Below are 18,933 nucleotides of genomic sequence, written 5' to 3'. Positions count from 1 at the left end.
CGAGTGTCGCGCGTCACTTACAAACAGTCAAGACTGTTTGTAAGTGACGCGCGAGTGGACTACCAGCCGCCCTGCGCCATGGTCTGGAACAGCCAGCGACCATCGGACTTGACCAGCAGGTCGCCGTAGCGCACCGCCTGCGAGCCGCCCTCGAAGGTGAAGGTGGCGTCGGTGATCACGAAGACCAGGTTCTCGTTGATGAAGTGCGGAGTCCGGGTGGACTCCATCTTCACCTCGCCCTCCCCCAGCGACGCGGCCATGTCCCGCAGGAACCGCTCCCGGTCCCACTGCTCGGCCGAGCCGTCGGTGACGGCGTTGACCGGGAACAGCGCCATGTCCGCCATCGCCTCGACGTCCTTGGCCGCCGCCAAGGCGTCCCACCGCTCGAACCACTCCAGCACATCCGCCACGTCCCGCTCGGTGGGCACGAATCCAGCACTCATGCCACCCACTATACCGTACGGCGTACGAAGTACGGGGTGCCGCGGGTTCACCCCGCGGCACGACCAGAGCAGTTGTGGCTGACCAGGCCGTTGGCGATGACGTCACCGGTGCCCGTGGCGATGTCGTACAGCCGGTGCGTCACCGCCAGCGGCTCCACCGACACCACCCCCAGCCGCGCCGCCCTCGGCACCGGCACGCCCTCCAGCACACCCGCCCGCGCGGTCGCCGGGTCGACCAGGTGCAGCAACCGCAGCCGCTCGGCCGGCCCGCCGGTGATCCGCACCCCGCGCACCTCCACCGCGTGCGGGACCTCCAGCCGCGCCAGCGCCACCAGCGCGGCGTCGAACACCGCGCTGTCGGAGCTGGACAGCACCAGCTCGCCCGCCACCGCGCTGCCGCGCGCGTCGAACAACCCGGCCAGGAAGCCCCTCACCCAGTCCTCGTCCGCCGCGGTGGGCCACTCGACCAGGTCACCCTCGCGCGGCAGCTCGCCCCGCGCGTACGCCCGCGCCCGCGCCAGCACCTCCGGGAGGGCGGGCAGCCCGCCGCGCACCACGCCCCACAGGTAGCCCCGCCGGTACCGCTCACCCGGCGCGGGCGGCTCGGCGAACCGGCCCGTCCCCACCAGCCTGGTCCCCTCGGCCAGGAACGGCCGCTCCTCGAAGTCCGCGCGCCTGCCGGGCGCGAGGTGCCGCCAGCCGTCCTCGGCGAGGAACCGGTGATCACCGCCCGCCACCACCCGCGTGCCGTCCTCCAGGGTGACGCGGTAGGCGGGCTCGACCGCGGACCAGTGCGCCAGCACGCGCGTGGCGGTGTAGCGGCCCTCGCGCGTGCCGAAGACCTCGTCGCCGACCGCCAGCTCCGCGATGGGCTTGGCGCGCCCGTCGGCCAGCAGGACCGGCGTGTCCCCGGCCAGGCAGTGGGCGCGGGCGCGCGGGCGGCCGCGCCGGGGTGTGGCGTTCACCTCGTGGGACACCACACCCCCGAAGCTGTTCGGAGTTCGTACGCTGCGCACCAGTCCCGGCGGACCCGACAGACCCCGTCGCGGGCCCACCCCGTCCCCCTGCCCACCCCACCGCATTGCCCCATTCGAACACGTGTTCGATCTACCGTCAATCGGAGTGCCCGTGTCCCCGCTGGACCTCGTCCTGGTGCCCTACAACACGCCCGCGCTGTCGTTCGCGGGTGCCACCACGAGCTGGGGGGAGGTGATCGGGTTCGTCACCGGCGCGCTCTGCGTGTGGCTCGTGGCCAGGCAGAACCCGTGGAACTGGCCCATCGGCATCCTCAACAACCTCGCCTTCCTGGTGCTGTTCGCCACCAGCGGCCTGTTCGCCGACTCCGGCCTGCAGGTCGTCTACATCGTCCTGGCCCTGTACGGCTGGTGGGCCTGGCTGCGCGGCGGCGACGAGCACACCGCCCTGCCGGTGAGCACGACCTCCCGCGCGCAGTGGTGGTGGCTGCTGGCGGCGGGCGTGGCGGGGACGCTGCTGCTGGTGTGGGTGCTCACCTCGTTCACCACCTCGACGGTGCCGTGGGGCGACTCGGTCACGACCGTGCTGTCGCTGCTGGCGACCTGGGGCCAGACCCGCAAGAAGGTCGAGTGCTGGTGGCTGTGGATCGCCGCGGACGTGATCTACGTCCCGCTCTACGCCTACAAGGACCTGTGGCTGACCGCGATCCTCTACGTCGGGTTCATGGGGCTGTGCGTGCTGGGCCTGGTCAACTGGCGCAAGGCGCTGCGGGAACCGGTGGCGGCGTGACGGAGTTCGACCACGCCCTGGTGCTGGGCAAGTTCTACCCGCCGCACGCCGGGCACCACCACCTGATCCGCACCGCCGCGGCGCGCAGCGCCCGCACCACCGTCACCGTCCTGGCCTCCTCCGCCGAGTCGATCCCGGTGGCCGACCGGGTGGCGTGGCTGCGCGCCGAGCACGCGGGCACGCCGGGGCTGGTGGTGCTCGGCGACCTCGACGACCACCCGATGGACTTCCACAGCGACGAGGTGTGGCAGCTGCACATCGGGGTGGCCCGCGCGGTGCTGGCGCGCCGGGCGATCCTGGACGGGGCGCCCGCGACCGCGCCGGTGGACGCGGTGTTCTCCAGCGAGGACTACGGCGACGAGCTGGCCAAGCGGCTGGGCGCGCGGCACGTGCCGGTCGACCCCGACCGCACCGCGTTCCCGGTGTCGGGCACGGCGGTGCGGGCCGACCCGCGCGGGCGGTGGGCCGACCTCGCGCCCGCCACCCGCGCGGGGCTGTGCGCGCGGATCGTGGTGGTGGGCGCGGAGAGCACCGGCACGACCACGTTGTCCCGACAGCTCGCGGAGCACTTCGGCGCGCCCTGGGTGGCCGAGTACGGACGCGCCCACACCGAGCACAAGCTGGCCGCCGCACGCGCCTTCGACCCGTCCGCCACGCTGGAGGATCTGGTGTGGACGGTGGGCGACTTCGCGGACGTGGCTGCGCGGCAGCGGGAGCTGTCCGACGCCGCTGTGGACGGACCGGTGCTGGTGTGCGACAACGACGCCTGGGCGGCGACGGTGTGGGCGCACCGGTACCTGGGCGCGCCGCACCCGGAAGTCGCGCCGGACGCTCCCCTGCCCGCCCTGTACCTGCTGACCGACCACGTCGGCGTGCCGTTCGAGCAGGACGGCTGGCGCGACGGCGAGCACCTGCGCGGCTGGATGACCGACCTGTTCCGGGAAGGGCTGGCCGCGCGGGCAGCGCCGTGGGCGGTGGTGAGCGGAACGGCCGAGGAGCGGTTGCGCACGGCGGTGGAACTGGCGGAAGCGGCCGTGGAACGGCACTTCCGCTTCTCCGCGCCCCTGTTGCCCAGGGGTTGAGGTCCGGGTTCATCGGGCACTATGTGCGACGTGCGCGCCAAGGACCTCATCGCAGCCCACGGACACGGCCACGGCCACGGGCACGGCCACGGGCACTCGCCCGCTCCCCCGGCGTCCGCGCGCGTCCGCAAGCTGCTGCTGGTCCTGCTGCTGCCCCTGGTGCTGGCCACCGCGCTCGGCGCGGTCCTGCTCTACCCGTTCGGGCACGACCAGCGGACCGGCGCGGCGGTGGGGCTGACGCAGACGCCGGTGCGCGGCGAGGTCACGGCGGTGGCCCGCAGCGGGTGCGGCGGACCGTCGGTCGACCAGCCCGGCGACGGCGGGTGCTTCCAGGTCACCGTGAAGATGACCGACGGCGCGGCGGCCGGGCGCGAGGTGCGCATCCCGATGCCGGACGAGCCGGGCACACCGCTGTTCGAGGTCGACGACGAGGTGGTGCTGTCCTTCGCGGGCGGCGACCCGAACGCCAGCGAGTCCTACCAGCTGGTGGACTTCCAGCGCGGCGCGCCGATGGTGCTGCTGGTGGTGCTGTTCGTGGCCGCGGTGCTGCTGCTGGGGCGCTGGCAGGGTCTCAAGGCGCTGGGCGCGCTGGTGCTCAGCTTCGCCGTGCTGCTGCTGTTCGTGCTGCCCGCGCTGCTGGCCGGGGAGAGCCCGCTGGCGGTGGCGGTGGTCGCGGCCGGGCTGATCATGTTCGTGGTGCTGTACGCGACGCACGGCGTCAGCGCGCGCACGTCCACCGCGGTGCTGGGCACGCTGGGCAGCCTGGTGCTCATCGGCGGGCTCGGGGCGCTGTTCTCCGCGGCCACCGAGCTGACCGGGCTGGACCAGGAGACGGCGAACCTGGTGGGCGTCCTCGGGCACGGCATCGACGCCCGCGGGCTGCTGCTGGCGGGCACCATCATCGGCGCCCTGGGCGTGCTGGACGACGTGACGGTGACCCAGACCAGCGCGGTGTGGGAGCTGCGGCGGGCCAACCCGGCGCTGGGGTTCCGCGAGCTGTACGCGGCCGGGTCGCGGATCGGCCGCGACCACCTGTCGTCGGTGGTGAACACGCTGGTGATGGCCTACGCGGGCACGGCGCTGCCGCTGATGCTGGCGTTCGCGCTGTCCGGGCGGGACCTCACCGACATCCTGACCGCCCAGCAGGTGGCGCAGGAGGTGGTGCGCACGCTGGTGGGCAGCATCGGCCTGGTGGCGGCGGTGCCGATCACCACCGCCCTGGCCGCGTTCGTGGCGGGCCGGGAACCCGTGCCCGAAGCCGAGCCCGAACCGGAACCCGAGCCGGAGCCGGAGCCGGAGCCGGAACCCGCTCGGCCGCAGCCCAGGACGCGGATCACCGGCGACCTGCGCACCGGCTACGACCCGGCCAAGGGGCCGTGGCGTCGAGTCAGCGAGCCAACACCGCGACCAGCAGCGCGACCGCGGCGGGCGCGCTCTGCACCACGAGAATCCGGCGGCTCACGGTGAACCCGCCGTACAGGCCCGCCACGATCACGCAGACCAGGAAGAACACCGCGAACGCGAACCCGGTGCTCCCGCCCGCGACCAGCGCGAACACCAGGCCCGCGACCAGGAACCCGTTGTAGAGGCCCTGGTTGGCGGCCAGCGGGGCGGACTCTGCGGCGAACTCCTCGGTGGTGCCGAACACCGCGCGCCCGCGCGGCTTGCTCCACAGGAACATCTCCAGCACCACGATGTAGACGTGGATCAGCGCGACCAGCGCGATCAGGACATCCGCCAAGATCTTCACCGCGGCAACGTACCCGCCGCCGCGCGCGCCTGCCCCACCAGGCTCGGAGGTGCCGGGGAGCGTCCCGGATAATGAGCCGGTGGGACGCACCCGGAAAGCCGACGAAACCCTCACCAGGGAGGTCGACTCGGGCATCGCCGAACTCGTCCCCGACCCCTACGTGACCAACGCGTGGACGCTGCACCTCAACGGCACACCCCAGTCGCACGTCGACCTGGACGACCCCCGGCACCTGGAGTTCGAGTACGTCCGCAGGCTGGGCCACGTGGTGGACCTGATGCGCGAGCCCGGTGAGCCGATCCGCGCGCTGCACCTGGGCGGCGGGGCGCTGTCGCTGCCCCGCTACATCGCCGCCACCCGCCCCCGGTCCACCCAGCAGGTGGTGGAGGTGGACGCGGCGCTGATCGAGCTGGTGCGCGGGCTGCTGCCGCTGGACCGGGGCTGGCGGGTCAAGATCCGCAACGGGGACGCGCGCGAGGTGCTGTCCCGCGCGCCCGAGGACACCTTCGACCTCGTGGTGACCGACGTGTTCGCGGGCGCCCGCACACCCGCCCACCTGACCTCGGTGGAGTACGTGGAGCTGGCCGCCCGGACCATGCGGGCGGGCGGGGTCTACGCGGCCAACATCGGCGACGGCGGCAAGCTGGCGTTCGCCCGCGCCCAGGCGGCGACCGTGCGGCGGGTGTTCCGCCACGTGTGCGTGCTGGCCGAGCCCGCGGTGTTCCGCGGTCGCCGGTTCGGCAACTTCGTGATCGTCGCCTCGCAGGCGGTGCTGCCGATCATCTCGCTGGCCCGGCTCACCGCGGGCGACCCGTTCCCCGGCCGCGTCGAGCACGACGACTCCCTGGAGAAGTTCATCGGCGGCGCTCCCCCCACCACCGACGCCACCGCCACCCAGTCCCCGTCCCCGCCCAAGGGCACCTGGGGTCTCCCCGACGACTGACCCGCGCGAACCGAGCGTTCGGGCACCGCGAACCGAGCGTTCGCGACGCCGGGTGGTGGTTACCGGCCCTTCCCGGCGTGACGGGTGGTACTTGCCGACGTGTTCAGTCGAGGCTGGACACGAAGCGGGAGATGGCGTCCGGGGTGAGCTTCTGCGCCAGCTTCCCCGACGGGGCCAGCGTGCCCAGCCGGTACAGCGGGCGGTCGGCCGCCGCCGCGCCGCGCGCCTCCGCCTTCAGCTGCGCCACCAGCAGCTCGGAGAACACCAGCCCGCGGGTGTCCCCCCGGCCCGCCAGCACGTCGGCCAGCGTGCGCAGCGCGTACACGCCCTGCTCCCGCCCGCCGGTGCCCGCGTAGATGGCCAGCGCCAGGTTGATCGCCTTGCCGCCGCCCCGGACGAACAGCCCGATCGTGCGGGTGCCGCGCACGTCGGTCACCAGCAGGTCCAGCTGGTCGGCCGCGCGCAGGTCCACCGAGCGGGTGCCGAAGGCGCGCACGGACAGCACGTGGCCCTCCAGCCACACCCGCCTGCGCGCCTCCGACCACGCCAGCAGCAGCAGCGGCACGGCGAACACCGCCGCCGTGACCAGTCCGGCCGTCCGCCCGGCGAGCAGCCCCAGCAACCCGCCGAACGCCGCGGCCACGATGAGCGCGCCGACGGCGACCGTCCGCGCGCGCTTGCGGACCGCCGCCGGGTCCAGCAGGTCCAGAGGGGTGCGCTCGCTCACCGGCCCAACGCCTCCCGCACCGCGACCACCGCGTCCACCAGCGGCACCTCCCGCTGGTCGCCGGTCGCCAGCTCCTTGAGCTGCACCACGCCCGCCTCGATGTCCCGCTCGCCGAGCACCAGGGCGAACCGCGCCCCGGACCGGTCCGCGCCCTTCATCGCGCCCTTGAGGCCCTTGCCGCCGTAGGCCAGGTCGAACCGGACGCCAGCCGCGCGCAGCGGCGCGGACAGCGCCACCAGCCGCGCCTTGGCCGCCTCCCCCAGCGGCACGCCGTAGACCTCGCAGCGCGCCGGGTCACCGGGCACCACGCCCTCCACCTGGCAGGCCAGCAGCGCCCGGTCCACGCCGAGGCCGAAGCCGACGCCGGACAGCGGCTGCCCGCCCAGCTGCTCCATCAGCCCGTCGTAGCGCCCGCCGCCGCCGATGCCCGACTGCGCGCCCAACCCGTCGTGCACGAACTCGAAGGTCGTCTTGGTGTAGTAGTCCAGCCCGCGCACCATCCGCGGGTTCTCCGCGAACTTCACGCCCAGCTCGCCCAGGTAGCCCTTGACCCGCTCGTAGTGCTCGCGGGTCTCCGGCGAGAGGTGGTCGACCATCAGCGGCGCGTCGGCCACCAGCTCGCGCACCTCGGGGCGCTTGTCGTCGAGCACCCGCAGCGGGTTGAGCTCGGCGCGGCGGCGCGTCTCCTCGTCCAGCGGCAGCTTGGCCAGGAACGCCTGCAGCTTCTCCCGGTACTGCGGGCGGCACGTCGAGTCGCCCAGCGAGGTCAGCTCCAGCCGGTACCCGGTCAGGCCCAGCGCGCGGAACCCGGCGTCGGCCACCGCGATGACCTCGGCGTCCAGCGCCGGGTCGTCGACCCCGATGGCCTCCACGCCGACCTGGTGGAACTGCCGGTAGCGCCCGGCCTGCGGCTGCTCGGCGCGGAAGAACTGGCCCGCGTAGGCCAGCTTCACCGGCAGCTGGCCGCGGTCCAGGCCGTGCTCGATCACCGCCCGCATCACGCCCGCGGTGCCCTCGGGGCGCAGCGTGATCGACCGGCCGCCGCGGTCGGTGAAGGTGTACATCTCCTTGCTGACCACGTCGGTCGACTCGCCGACACCGCGCGCGAACAGCGCGGTGTCCTCGAAGACGGGCAGCTCGATGTAGCCGTAGCCCGCCCGGCGCGCGGACTCCACGAGGGTATCGCGGACCGCCAGGAAAGCGGCGGAGCTGGGCGGGAAGTAGTCCGGCACGCCCTTGGGCGCGGAAAAGGTGCTCACTTCTACAGTCCTCGGTGCGGTGCGGCCTGCGCGCCCTGGCCCAGCTCCAGCAGGAACGGGTTGCTAGCGCGCTCGCGGCCGATGGTCGTGGTGGGCCCGTGGCCGGGCAGCACCACCGTGTCGTCCTGCAGCGTCAACACCTTGCGGCGCAACGACGTCAGCATGGCCCGGTGGTCCCCGCCCGGCAGGTCGGTGCGGCCGATCGAGCCCGCGAAGAGGGTGTCGCCGGACAGCACCAGCCGCCCGCCCTCCTCGGTGCCCGCGCGGAACATCACCGACCCGCCGGTATGGCCCGGGGTGTGGTCGACGACCAGCCGCAGGCCCGCCAGGTCCAGCTCCGCGCCGTCGGCCAGCTCGCGCACCTCGCCCGGCTCGCGCATCTCCAGCTGCCCGCCGAAGAACGCCCGCGACTCGGCGCTGATGCCCTTGAGCGGGTCCGACAGCAGTTCGCGGTCCTGCGGGTGCACCCACGCGGGGATGTCGTTGCCGTCGCAGACCGGGGCGACGGAGAAGCAGTGGTCGAAGTGGCCGTGGGTGAGCAGCACCGCGACCGGGGACAGGCGGTGCTCGCGCAGCGCCTCGGCGATCGGCTCGGCGGCGTCCTGGCCGGGATCGACCACGACGCACGCGCCGCCCGCTTCGGCCGCCAACAGGTAGCAGTTGGCCTGCAGGGCGCCGGTGGGGAACCCGATCACCAGCACGCGGACACCTCTCGACGGCAACAGATCGACAACGGATCGCGAAGGACCCCGGCACCAGCCTATCCGGCACACACCAGTCATATGCGAGCCCCCTAGACTGCTGGCCGGTCGTCGCCGTCAACACAACGAGGTCAAGGAGGGTGCAGGGTGCCGAACAACGTGCAGCGCCGCGAGCAGGCCAAGCGGAAGCTGGAGCGGCAGATCGCCCGGCGGGCGGAACGCGCGAAGCGGCGCCGGATCACCGCCGTCATCGCCACCGCCGTCGCGGTCGTGCTGGTCGCGGGCGGCATCTACTTCCTGGCGACGTACGACTTCAGCGGCGGCGACGACGCGGCCGCCAGCACCACGCCGTCCGCGCCCGACGACAAGCCCTCGTCCATCCCCACCGCGCTGCACCCGGCGGTGAAGCGGCCCACCCCGCTGGCCGCCAAGGTCAACTGCGAGTACCCGGCGGGCCAGGAGCAGGCCAGCAAGCAGGTCAACGCGCCCGCCGCGGGCGAGGTCTCCGCCGAGGGCACCGTGGGCGCCACCCTGGCGACCTCCATCGGCGACCTGAAGCTGACCCTGGACCGGGCGCTGGCGCCGTGCGCGGTCAACAGCTTCGTCAGCCTGGCCGAGCAGGGCTTCTACAACGACACCACCTGCCACCGGCTGACCACCTCCGGCATCCAGGTGCTCCAGTGCGGCGACCCGAGCGCCACCGGCCGCGGCGGCCCCGGCTACAGCTTCAAGGACGAGGTGTTCCCCGAGCTGAGCTACGGCCGCGGCGTGCTGGCCATGGCGAACTCGGGCCCGGACACCAACGGCAGCCAGTTCTTCATCGTCTACGGCGACGGCTCGAACCTGGAGGCCAAGTACACCGTGTTCGGCACGGTGGACGAGGAGAGCCTGAAGAAGGTCGACGAGGTCGCCATGCAGGGCACCGACAGCGGCTCCGGTGACGGGAAGCCGAAGACCCCGGTGGACATCAAGACGGCCACCGTCGTCAAGTAACCCCCTGGACGGCGATCGGGCGGGCCATCCCCGGATGGCCCGCCCGATGTCGTTCCCGGCGTCGTTCCCGGCTCGGAACGTCCCTCAGGACGCCGAGGTCACCCGGTAGACGTCGTAGACGCCCTCCACGCTGCGCACCGCCTTGAGCACGTGGCCCAGGTGCTTCGGGTCGCCCATCTCGAAGGAGAACCGGCTCACCGCCACCCGGTCGCGCGAGGTGGTCACCGACGCGGACAGGATGTTGACCTTCTCGTCGGCCAGCACCTTGGTCACGTCCGACAGCAGCCGGTGCCGGTCCAGCGCCTCGACCTGGATGGCCACCAGGAACACCGAGGACGACGAAGGCGCCCACTCCACGTCCAGCAGCCGCTCGGGGGTCTTGAGCAGCTCGTCGGCGTTGGTGCAGTCGGTGCGGTGCACGCTCACCCCGCCACCGCGGGTGACGAACCCGAGGATGTCGTCACCGGGCACGGGCGTGCAGCAGCGGGCCAGCTTGACCCACACGTCGGCGGCGTCCTTGACGATCACGCCCGCGTCGCCGGTGACCCGCCTGCGGACCACCGTGGACGGGGTGGACCGCTCGGCCAGCTCGTCCTCGGCGTGCTCCACGCCGCCGAGCTGGGCCACCAGCCGCTGCACCACGTGGCGGGCGGAGGTGTGGCCCTCCCCCACCGCCGCGTACAGCGCGCTCACGTCCGGGTAGTGCAGCTCCTTGGACAGCGCGCCCATCGCGTCGGCGGACACCAGGCGCTGCAGCGGGAGGCCGACCCGCCGCACCTCCTTGGCGATCGCATCCTTGCCGACCTCGATGGCCTCTTCCTTGCGCTCCTTGGCGAACCACTGCTTGATCTTGGCCTTGGCGCGCGGCGAGGCGGCGAAGCTCAGCCAGTCGCGGCTGGGCCCGGCCCCCTCGGCCTTCGAGGTGAAGATCTCGACGACCTCGCCGTTCTCCAGCTTGCGCTCCAGCGCGACGAGGCGGCCGTTGACGCGGGCGCCGATGCAGCGGTGCCCGACCTCGGTGTGCACGGCGTAGGCGAAGTCGACCGGCGTGGACCCGGTGGGCAGGGTGACCACGTCGCCCTTGGGGGTGAAGACGAAGATCTCCCGCGCGGCCAGGTCGAAGCGCAGCGACTCCAGGAACTCGCCGGGGTCGGCGGCCTCGCGCTGCCAGTCCAGCAGCTGGCGCATCCAGGCCATCTCGTCGACCTCGACGCCCTTGCCGCTGTGCGTGCCCCTGGTCTCCTTGTACCGCCAGTGCGCCGCGATGCCGTACTCGGCGGTGCGGTGCATGTCGTAGGTGCGGATCTGCACCTCCAGCGGCTTGCCGTCCGGGCCGATGACGGTGGTGTGCAGCGACTGGTAGACGCCGAACCGGGGCTGGGCGATGTAGTCCTTGAAGCGGCCGGGCATGGGCTGCCACAGCGCGTGCACGACACCCATCGCGGCGTAGCAGTCGCGCACCTCGTCGACCTGGATGCGCACGCCAACCAGGTCGTGGATGTCGTCGAAGTCGCGGCCCCGGACGATCATCTTCTGGTGGATCGAGTAGTAGTGCTTGGGCCTGCCCTCGACCTTGGCCGCGATCCGGGCGCCCTCGAGCTGGCTGCTCAGCTCCGTGATCACCCCGCTGAGGTAGGTGTCGCGGGACGGGGCGCGGTTGGCGACCAGGCGCACGATCTCGTCGTACTTCTTGGGCTGGAGGATGGCGAAGGCCAGGTCCTCCAGCTCCCACTTCACCGTGGCCATGCCCAGCCGGTGCGCCAGCGGGGCCAGCACCTCCAGCGTCTCGCGGGCCTTGCGGGCCTGCTTCTCCGGCGGCAGGAAGCGCATGGTGCGCATGTTGTGCAACCGGTCGGCCAGCTTGATGACCAGCACGCGCGGGTCCTTGGCCATGGCGATGACCATCTTGCGGATGGTCTCGGCCTCGGCCGCGGCGCCCAGCTTGACCTTGTCCAGCTTGGTCACGCCGTCGACCAGCAGGGCGACCACGTTGCCGAAGTCCTCGCGCAGCTGGTCCAGCGAGTAGTCGGTGTCCTCGACCGTGTCGTGCAGCAGGGCGGCGACCAGGGTCGTGGTGTCCATGCCCAGCTCGGCCAGGATGGTGGCCACGGCCAGCGGGTGGGTGATGTAGGGGTCACCGGACTTGCGGCGCTGCGGCCGGTGCTTCTCCTCGGCCACGTCGTAGGCGTGCTGGAGCAGCGCCAGGTCGGCGTTCGGGTGCATGTCGCGGTGCACGGTGGCGAGCGGCTCGAGCACCTGCTTGACCGGTGCGGCCCGCTGGGCGGTGATCCGCCGGGCGAGCCGCGCGCGCACGCGCCTGGTTGCCGACGGTGGCCGTGCGGGCACGGGCTGCGCCGCCGCTGCGGGTTCGGTGTCCTGGCTCAACCACGCTCCTAGAGGTCTAGGTCCCGAGGATAACTCCGCTCGCGAGCGCTCCTCGCCGAGGAACCGGTGAGCGGCGCGGTTCGCACGACGAGCAGCACCACCCGATCGGTCCAACCCGTCACGGAGACGTCCATCACGACGCCCCCTGGGTACCCCGCTCGGTCCCCCACATCCTGAACTGACCGTTCCGCTCCCAACCTCCCACCGCAGCGCGTCAGCAAGTACTACCCGAGGGGCGTGCGGGAGTCGGTGACTACTACCCGGTGGGTGGGGGTTCAAAAGCGGCGCTCGCGGGCACCCCGCTGCGCGCGCGCCTGGTGCGTGGGCAAGTACTACCCGACGGGGTTGGCAGGGCCGGTAACTACTGCCCGAGGGGCGCGGAAGCGCCGGTCAGGGCGGGAAAGTGCGGGTCGGGGTACGCGAATGTCGAGTTCAGGGTGTCTGAGCGTTCGACTCGCGGGGGCGACACGCCCAACACGCCCATAGGTGGGTGACACCAGGGGCGGGCGTGGAGGGCGTGGGCTAGACGGCGAGGAGGGCGTGGACCTGGCGGCCCGCCAGGTGGGCCCGGCCGCCCAGGGCGGGCAGCTCGATCACCACGGAGACGCCGGTGACCACGCCGCCCGCGCGCTCGACCAACTCGCAGGCCGCCGCGGCGGTGCCGCCGGTCGCCAGCACGTCGTCCACGACGACGACCTTCTGACCAGGGGTGATGGCCCCTTCCGGCAGTTCGAGGGACGCCGTGCCGTACTCCAGGTCGTAAGAGACCCGGTGCGCCACGGCAGGCAGCTTGCCGGGCTTGCGCAGCGGCACCACGCCGTAGCGCCAGCCGTAGCCCAGCGCCGCGCCGAGCAGGAACCCGCGCGACTCGACGGCCGCCACGACCTGGGTGGACGGCTCGACGTGGACTTGCAGGGCGTCGACCACGGCGCGCAGCGCGTCGGGATCGGCCAGGACGGGCGTGAGGTCCCGGAACACCACCCCCGGTTGGGGGAAGTCCGGGACCTCACGCAGGAGCCCTAGCGCTCGTTCCAGCTTCAACGCTGCTTCTTGCCGGTCGGCCTGCCGCGCCGGACGTCGCCCGCCTTGCCGTGCCGGGCGGGCACGCTCGCGGCGGCGGCCACGGCCTTCTCGCGGCGCAGCTCGGCGTCGAGCGCCTCGTCGTCGGTCGACTCGACCACGTCGACCGCCGGGACCTCGCCGCCCGCCTTGCGGGCCAGGTTCGCCCGCCGGGCCATGACCCGCTGGGCCTGGGCCTTGTAGCGCGGGTCGCGCATCTTCAGGTCCACCGCCACCGGGGTGGCGATGTAGATCGACGACAGCGCGCCGACCGCCATGCCCGCCAGCTGCACCAGCGCCAGGTCCTTGAGCGTGCCCACGCCCAGCAGGCCCACGCCGATGGCCAGCAGGCCGATCACCGGCAGCAGCGCGATCAGCGAGGTGTTGATCGAGCGCATCAGCGTCTGGTTGACCGCCAGGTTGGCCGCCTCGCCGTAGGTGCGCCTGGTCAGGCCCAGGATGCCGCGGGTGTTCTCCTTGACCTTGTCGAACACCACCACCGTGTCGTACAGCGAGAAGCCCAGGATGGTGAGCAGACCGATCACCGTCGCGGGCGAGACCTCGAAGCCGACCAGCGAGTAGATGCCCGCGGTGATCAGCACGTCGTGCAGCACCGCGACCAGCGCGGCGACCGCCATGGACAGCTCGAAGTACAGCGCCAGGAAGATCGCCACGGCCAGGAAGAACACGCCCAGCGCGATCAACGCCTTGGTGGTGATCTCCCCGCCCCACGAGGCCGACACGGCGCTGTCGCTGATCGCGCCGATCCCGCCGTCGGGCTTGAGGTCGTCGTTCAGCCCGGTCTTGACCTTGGTGACCTGGTCGGCGTTGAGCGTCTCGGAGCGGATCTGGATGGTGGCCGCGTCACCGGTGCCCACGGTCTGCACCGACGTGGGCTCCTCGCCCATCGCCTTGCCGAAGCTGTCCTTGACCGCCTCGACCGTGATGGTGCCCGACGAGCTGGCGGCGGGCAGCTGGATGCGCGTGCCGCCGGTGAAGTCGATGCCCAGGTTGAAGCCCCGGAACACGATCGAGGCGATGCACGCCAGCAGGATCAGGCCGAAGATGACGTACCACCGCTTGCGCTTGCCGACGATGTCGAACGCGCCGGTCCCGACGTACAGGCGGTGGAACACGCTGCCCTTGGACTTCGCCACGTCAGACCTCCTTCACGGCGGTGCTCTTGGCGGCGGTCGCGCCCGCGCGCTGCTCGGCACCGGCCTGGACCGCCCCGCCGAGGCCGGAGAGCTTCGGGCTGGACAGGGACTTCGACTTGGACACCAGCGCCACCAGCGGGTGCGTGACCAGGAAGACCACGACCAGGTCGAGCACGGTGGACATGCCCAGGGTGAACGCGAAGCCCTTCACCTGGCCGACCGCGATCACGTACAGGATCGCCGAGGCCAGGAAGCTCACCGCGTCCGCGGACAGGATGGTGCGGCGGGAGCGGACCCAGGCGCGCGGCACGGCCGAGCGGAACGTGCGGCCCTCCCGCACCTCGTCCTTGAGGCGTTCGAAGAACACCACGAACGAGTCGGCGGTGATGCCGATCGAGACGATGAAGCCCGCGATGCCCGCCAGGTCCAGGGTGAACCCGATCCAGCGGCCCAGCAGCACGAGCACCGCGTAGACCACCGCGCCGGACAGCGCCAGCGACAGGATCGTCAGCAGGCCCAGCAGGCGGTAGTAGAGCAGGCAGTAGATGAACACCAGCGCCAGGCCGATGCCGCCCGCGATCAGGCCCGCCTGCAGCGAGGCCAGGCCCAGCGTCGCGGACACCGTCTCGGCCTCGGAGGCCTCGAACGACAGCGGCAGCGAGCCGTACTTGAGCACGTTGGCCAGCTGGTCGGCCTCGCGCTGGGTGAACTGGCCGCTGATCTGGGTGCTGCCGCCGAGGATGGCCTCGTTGATGTTCGGCGCGGAGACCACCTGGCTGTCCAGCACCACGGCGACCTGCTGGCCGACGTTGGCGGAGGTGAACTTGCCCCACTTCTCGCCGCCGGGGCCCTTGAAGGTCAGGTTGACGATGAAGCCGGCGCCCTGCGGGTCGGTGCCCGACACCGCGTTGTCGATGTCCTCACCGGTCAGCCGGGAGTACAGGCTGTAGTCGTCCTCCTTGACCGAGCCGTCCGACGGCGGGGTGACCGGCGCGAGCACGTACTTGTACTCGAGCTTCTGGTCGCAGGTCAGCAGCGGCAGGGCCGGGTCGTCGTTGCCCAGCAGCGGGTCGTTGGTCGGGCAGGTGAACGCCTGCAGCGCCTGCTGGACCGTCTGCGGGTCCAGCGTGGTCAGCTGCGGGTCCTGCCTGCACTGGCGCGACTCGGTGATGGCCTGCGTGGGGTCGTCGGAGTACTGGCCCATGAACACCGCGCGGCAGTCCACCTGCTGCTGCTCGGCGGGCGGCTGGCTGGACGGCGGCGCCTCGCCGGTGGTGCTGGGCGGCTGCCCGGTGGTCTCCGGCTGGCCCTCGTGGGCCGGGGCCGGGCGGCCCTGCGCGGTCGTCGTGGGCGCGGCGCCCGCGCTCTCCGACGCCGGGGGGGTGCTGCTGGGCGGCGCGGAACCGCTGGTCGACGGCGGCGCGCTGGAGGAGCTGGGGGCGGGCTGCTCGTTGGGCAGCGGCGAGCCGACCACCTTGCGGAAGTTCAGCTTCGCGGTCTGGCCCAGGCTCTTGGCGCCCTCGCTGTCCTCGCCGGGGACCGTGATGACCAGGTTGGTGCCGTCGCGGACGACCTCCGCGCCGGACACGCCCAGGGCGTTGACGCGGGTCTCGATCAGCGTCCGGGCCTGGTTGAGCGCCTCTTCCGTCGGCGTCTGGCCGTCCGGGGCGCGCGCGGTCAGCGTGACGCGGGTACCGCCCTGGAGGTCGATGCCGAGCTTGGGGGTCGCCTTGCCGTTGCCGGTGAAGAACACCAGGGCGTACAGCGCGACCACGATGAGGACAAACGCGCCCAGATACTTCGCGGGGCGGATTTGCCCGGCCGGAGGTGCCACGGTCCGTCCGTCTCCTGTAGTTGACAAGTTCAGCGAGGGCGCAGCGTACCCCTAGGGGTGTGAACTGCGCGTCACTGCCTGGAGTCGGCGTTGTTCACAGTTGCCGGCTCCAGGCGGTGCGCGGCGCGGTTCGCGCCGCCGGTTCTTCTTACTTCTTGGTGTCCTGCTGCGCGGGCTCGGCCTCCACCGCCGGGGCGTCCTCGACGTCGTCGACGACGGCGTCGGTGGTGGTGTCCGCGACAACCTTCTCGCGAACGGCCTGCCGCAGCCAAGTGGTCACCACGCCGGGCGCCACCTCCAGCTTGATCTCGGAGTCGTCGGAGGCGTCGACCACCGTGGCGAACACGCCGGAGGTGGTCATCACCCGGTCGCCGGGCTCCAGCGAGTTGAGCAGCGCCTGCTGCTCGGCGACCGCGCGCTTCTGCTTGCGCGCGCTGAGGAACAGCGGCACGGCCAGCAGCACGAGCAGCAGCGGGAACATCAAGGAAGACAGGTTGCCCATCATTCTCCGTTCGGTCGGCCGCACGGGCGGTGCCCGGAACGTCCGAATCTGTGGGATCCGCCGCCGATTGTGCCAGGTCGGTAGCGCGGATCACCCGGCACGTCAGCCCTCGGGGTCGTCGAACAGCGAGCGCACCTGCTCGCCGGGAGTCCCCTCGGGTGGTTGCAGCCCCAGGTGCAGCCACGCCGAGGCGGTGGCCACCCGGCCGCGCGGGGTGCGCGCCAGCATCCCGGCCCGCACCAGGTACGGCTCGCACACCTCCTCGACCGTGGTCGGCTCCTCCCCGACCGCGACCGCCAGCGTCGAAACGCCCACCGGGCCGCCGCCGAAGGAGCGCACCAGCGCGCCCAGCACGGCCCGGTCCAGCCGGTCCAGGCCCAGCTCGTCCACGTCGTAGACGGCCAGCGCGTCGCGGGCGACCGCGCGGTCCACCGCGCCGTCCGCGCGCACCTCGGCGAAGTCGCGCACCCGGCGCAGCAGCCGGTTGGCGATGCGGGGCGTGCCCCTGGAGCGGCCCGCGATCTCGGCCGCGCCGTCCGGCCGCAGGTCGACGCCGAGGATCTTGGCCGAGCGGCGCAGGATCAGCTCCAGCTCCTGCGGGCTGTAGAACTCCATGTGCCCGGTGAAGCCGAACCGGTCGCGCAGCGGCCCGGTCAGCGCGCCGGACCGGGTGGTGGCGCCGACCAGGGTGAACGGGGCGATGTCGAGCGGGATGCTGGTCGCCCCCGGTCCCTTGCCGACCACCACGTCCACCCGGAAGTCCTCCATCGCCAGGTAGAGCATCTCCTCGGCGGGCCGGGCCATCCGGTGGATCTCGTCGATGAACAGCACGTCGCCCTCGACCAGGTTGGACAGCATCGCGGCCAGGTCGCCCGCGCGCTCCAGCGCTGGGCCGGAGGTGATCCGCAGCGACGCGCCCAGCTCGGCGGCGATGATCATGGCGAGGCTGGTCTTGCCCAGGCCGGGCGGGCCGGACAGCAGCACGTGGTCGGGCGGAGCGCCGCGCCGCATGGCGCCGTGCAGCACCAGCTCCAACTGCTCGCGCACCTTCGGCTGCCCGACGAACTCGTGCAGGTCCTTCGGGCGCAGGGTGGACTCGACGTCCCGCTCGAACGGGTCGGGCAGCGGGTCCAGCGCGTTGTCCTCGGCGAACTCGCTCACCGCTTGCGCCCCAGGGTCGCCAGTGCGCGGCGCAGCACCGCGGAGGTGCTCTGCGCGCCGTCCTCGGCCAGCACCGCGTCCACCGCCTGCTCGGCCTGCTTGGCCGGGAAGCCCAGGCCGAGCAGCGCCTCGGTGACCTGGGTGCGCACCAGCGCGCCGTCGGCCGCGGCGGGCGCGGTCGGCAGCTGGCCGACCTTGTCGCGCAGCTCGATGACCAGCCGCTCGGCGCCCTTGCGGCCGATGCCGGGCACCTGGGTGAGCACGGTGGTGTTGCCCTCGGCCAGCGCCGCGCGCAGCTTGTCCGGCTCCAGCACCGCCAGCGTGGCCAGCGCCAGCCGGGGGCCGATCCCGGAGACGGTCTGGAGCAGGCCGAACAGCTCGCGCGCGTCGGCGTCGGCGAACCCGAACAGGGTCAGCGAGTCCTCCCGCACCACCAGCGCGGTGGCCAGCTGGGCCTCCTCGCCGCGGCGCAGCGTCGCCAGCGTGGCCGGGGTGGCCTGCACGGCGAAGCCCACCCCTCCGACCTCGACCACCGCGTGGTCGAGCCCCACGGACAGCACCTGCCCCCGCAGCGACGCGATCACTGTGCCTTCCTCCCCGTCTCGGCGACTGCTCGGGCAAGTCTCGCGCGGTGCGCCTTGGCCAGTTCAGCCGCCCTCGCCTGGGCCTGCTCCAGGCGCGAGCGCATGGGCGCGCGCCACAGGTGGCAGATGGCCAGCGCGAGCGCGTCCGCGGCGTCGGCGGGCTTGGGCGCGACCTTGAGCCCGAGCAGCTTGGTGACCATGGCGGTGACCTGCGCCTTGTCCGCCCGGCCCGAGCCGGTCACGGCCGCCTTGACCTCGCTGGGGGTGTGGAACATGACCGGGAGGTCGCGTCGCGCGGCGGCCAGCGCGACGATGCCGCCCGCCTGGGCGGTGCCCATCGCCGTGCGCACGTTGTGCTGGCTGAACACCCGCTCCACCGCGACGACCTCCGGCTGGTAGCGGTCCAGCCACACCTCCACCGCGTCGGCCAGTCGCAGCAGCCGCCGCGACAGGTCCTCGTCCGCGGGGGTGCGCACCACGTCCACCGCGACGCAGCGCACGGTCCGGCCCGGTCCCCCGTCGACCACCCCGAACCCGCACCGGGTCAGGCCGGGGTCGACTCCGAACACGCGCACGCTGATCCCTTCGC

19 protein-coding genes are annotated in these 18,933 nt (G+C 72.6%); 5 read left to right on the top strand and 14 right to left on the bottom strand.

The annotated features are described in order from the left end of the window. Positions 1 to 59: 59 nt before the first annotated feature. Both JOF41_RS06885 and JOF41_RS06880 read right to left on the bottom strand, forming a co-directional pair. A complete protein-coding gene (locus tag JOF41_RS06885; RefSeq protein ID WP_189225820.1) occupies positions 60 to 443 on the bottom strand; it encodes a nuclear transport factor 2 family protein in 384 nt (127 codons plus the stop codon). A 47-nt stretch (positions 444 to 490) separates the two neighbouring features. Next, positions 491 to 1,420: a hypothetical protein gene (locus JOF41_RS06880; protein ID WP_209617170.1), complete on the bottom strand. Its 930-nt coding sequence runs from the start codon at positions 1,418 to 1,420 to the stop codon at positions 491 to 493. A gap of 145 nt (positions 1,421 to 1,565) precedes the next feature. Here JOF41_RS06880 and pnuC point away from each other — a divergent pair, with 145 nt between their 5' ends. Genes pnuC through JOF41_RS06865 form a run of 3 tightly spaced genes read left to right on the top strand, consistent with a single transcriptional unit; the run spans position 1,566 to position 4,756 of the window. Continuing rightward, positions 1,566 to 2,207: a nicotinamide riboside transporter PnuC gene (pnuC, locus tag JOF41_RS06875; RefSeq protein WP_307867277.1), complete on the top strand. Its 642-nt coding sequence runs from the start codon at positions 1,566 to 1,568 to the stop codon at positions 2,205 to 2,207. Next, entirely contained in the window at positions 2,204 to 3,289 is a 1,086-nt protein-coding gene (locus tag JOF41_RS06870) for an AAA family ATPase (RefSeq protein WP_209617167.1), read from the top strand. The genes pnuC and JOF41_RS06870 overlap by 4 nt, the downstream gene beginning before the upstream one ends. Positions 3,290 to 3,310: 21 nt before the next feature. Further along, positions 3,311 to 4,756 carry a YibE/F family protein gene (locus JOF41_RS06865; protein WP_209617165.1) on the top strand — a complete coding sequence of 482 codons (1,446 nt, stop codon included), beginning with the start codon at positions 3,311 to 3,313 and terminating at the stop codon, positions 4,754 to 4,756. Here the strand turns inward: JOF41_RS06865 and JOF41_RS06860 are convergent. Further along, on the bottom strand, positions 4,677 to 5,039 hold the full coding sequence (locus JOF41_RS06860) for a DUF1304 domain-containing protein (protein ID WP_189225816.1): 363 nt from the start codon (positions 5,037 to 5,039) through the stop codon (positions 4,677 to 4,679). The two genes, JOF41_RS06865 and JOF41_RS06860, sit on opposite strands and share 80 nt — an antisense overlap. Before the next feature lie 79 nt (positions 5,040 to 5,118). Here JOF41_RS06860 and JOF41_RS06855 point away from each other — a divergent pair, with 79 nt between their 5' ends. Then, entirely contained in the window at positions 5,119 to 5,982 is an 864-nt protein-coding gene (locus tag JOF41_RS06855) for a spermidine synthase (RefSeq protein ID WP_189225815.1), read from the top strand. Positions 5,983 to 6,085: 103 nt separating this feature from the next. On the opposite strand, the gene JOF41_RS06850 is transcribed toward JOF41_RS06855, so the two are convergent. The 3 genes from JOF41_RS06850 to JOF41_RS06840 are packed head-to-tail and all read right to left on the bottom strand — an operon-like array spanning position 6,086 to position 8,669. After that, positions 6,086 to 6,709 (bottom strand): hypothetical protein, encoded by a 624-nt coding sequence (locus tag JOF41_RS06850; RefSeq protein WP_189225814.1) that lies wholly within the window; start codon positions 6,707 to 6,709, stop codon positions 6,086 to 6,088. Then, positions 6,706 to 7,968, bottom strand: a complete 1,263-nt coding sequence (gene hisS, locus JOF41_RS06845; RefSeq protein WP_209617162.1) for a histidine--tRNA ligase — start codon at positions 7,966 to 7,968, stop codon at positions 6,706 to 6,708. The genes JOF41_RS06850 and hisS overlap by 4 nt, the downstream gene beginning before the upstream one ends. Positions 7,969 to 7,970: 2 nt before the next feature. After that, positions 7,971 to 8,669, bottom strand: coding sequence for an MBL fold metallo-hydrolase (locus tag JOF41_RS06840; RefSeq protein ID WP_189225812.1), 699 nt, complete (start codon positions 8,667 to 8,669; stop codon positions 7,971 to 7,973). A gap of 147 nt (positions 8,670 to 8,816) precedes the next feature. Here JOF41_RS06840 and JOF41_RS06835 point away from each other — a divergent pair, with 147 nt between their 5' ends. Beyond that, the gene (locus JOF41_RS06835; protein WP_209617159.1) at positions 8,817 to 9,662 is read left to right on the top strand and encodes a peptidylprolyl isomerase; all 846 of its coding nucleotides are present in this window, start codon (positions 8,817 to 8,819) and stop codon (positions 9,660 to 9,662) included. An 84-nt stretch (positions 9,663 to 9,746) separates the two neighbouring features. Here JOF41_RS06835 and JOF41_RS06830 read toward each other — a convergent pair whose 3' ends face one another. The 8 genes from JOF41_RS06830 to ruvC form a co-directional block, all read right to left on the bottom strand. After that, entirely contained in the window at positions 9,747 to 12,047 is a 2,301-nt protein-coding gene (locus JOF41_RS06830) for a RelA/SpoT family protein (RefSeq protein WP_209617156.1), read from the bottom strand. Between the two features lie 522 nt (positions 12,048 to 12,569). Continuing rightward, positions 12,570 to 13,088, bottom strand: coding sequence for an adenine phosphoribosyltransferase (locus JOF41_RS06825; RefSeq protein ID WP_209617154.1), 519 nt, complete (start codon positions 13,086 to 13,088; stop codon positions 12,570 to 12,572). Continuing rightward, positions 13,085 to 14,263 (bottom strand): protein translocase subunit SecF, encoded by a 1,179-nt coding sequence (secF, locus tag JOF41_RS06820; protein ID WP_209617151.1) that lies wholly within the window; start codon positions 14,261 to 14,263, stop codon positions 13,085 to 13,087. The genes JOF41_RS06825 and secF overlap by 4 nt, the downstream gene beginning before the upstream one ends. Before the next feature lies 1 nt (position 14,264). Then, positions 14,265 to 16,097 (bottom strand): protein translocase subunit SecD, encoded by a 1,833-nt coding sequence (secD, locus tag JOF41_RS06815; RefSeq protein WP_209617148.1) that lies wholly within the window; start codon positions 16,095 to 16,097, stop codon positions 14,265 to 14,267. A gap of 148 nt (positions 16,098 to 16,245) precedes the next feature. Next, positions 16,246 to 16,599: a preprotein translocase subunit YajC gene (gene yajC, locus JOF41_RS06810; RefSeq protein ID WP_372448471.1), complete on the bottom strand. Its 354-nt coding sequence runs from the start codon at positions 16,597 to 16,599 to the stop codon at positions 16,246 to 16,248. Positions 16,600 to 16,701: 102 nt separating this feature from the next. Further along, on the bottom strand, positions 16,702 to 17,760 hold the full coding sequence (gene ruvB, locus JOF41_RS06805; RefSeq protein ID WP_189225806.1) for a Holliday junction branch migration DNA helicase RuvB: 1,059 nt from the start codon (positions 17,758 to 17,760) through the stop codon (positions 16,702 to 16,704). After that, positions 17,757 to 18,344, bottom strand: a complete 588-nt coding sequence (gene ruvA, locus JOF41_RS06800) for a Holliday junction branch migration protein RuvA (RefSeq protein ID WP_189225805.1) — start codon at positions 18,342 to 18,344, stop codon at positions 17,757 to 17,759. Before ruvA ends, ruvB begins: the two co-directional genes overlap by 4 nt. After that, entirely contained in the window at positions 18,341 to 18,919 is a 579-nt protein-coding gene (gene ruvC / locus JOF41_RS06795) for a crossover junction endodeoxyribonuclease RuvC (RefSeq protein ID WP_189225804.1), read from the bottom strand. The genes ruvA and ruvC overlap by 4 nt, the downstream gene beginning before the upstream one ends. Between the last annotated feature and the right edge of the window lie 14 nt (positions 18,920 to 18,933).

Origin of the sequence: Saccharothrix coeruleofusca, from assembly GCF_017876325.1 — a bacterium.
In the GTDB taxonomy this organism is placed as follows: domain Bacteria; phylum Actinomycetota; class Actinomycetes; order Mycobacteriales; family Pseudonocardiaceae; genus Actinosynnema; species Actinosynnema coeruleofuscum.
This window is presented reverse-complemented; position numbering and strand designations above follow the sequence as displayed.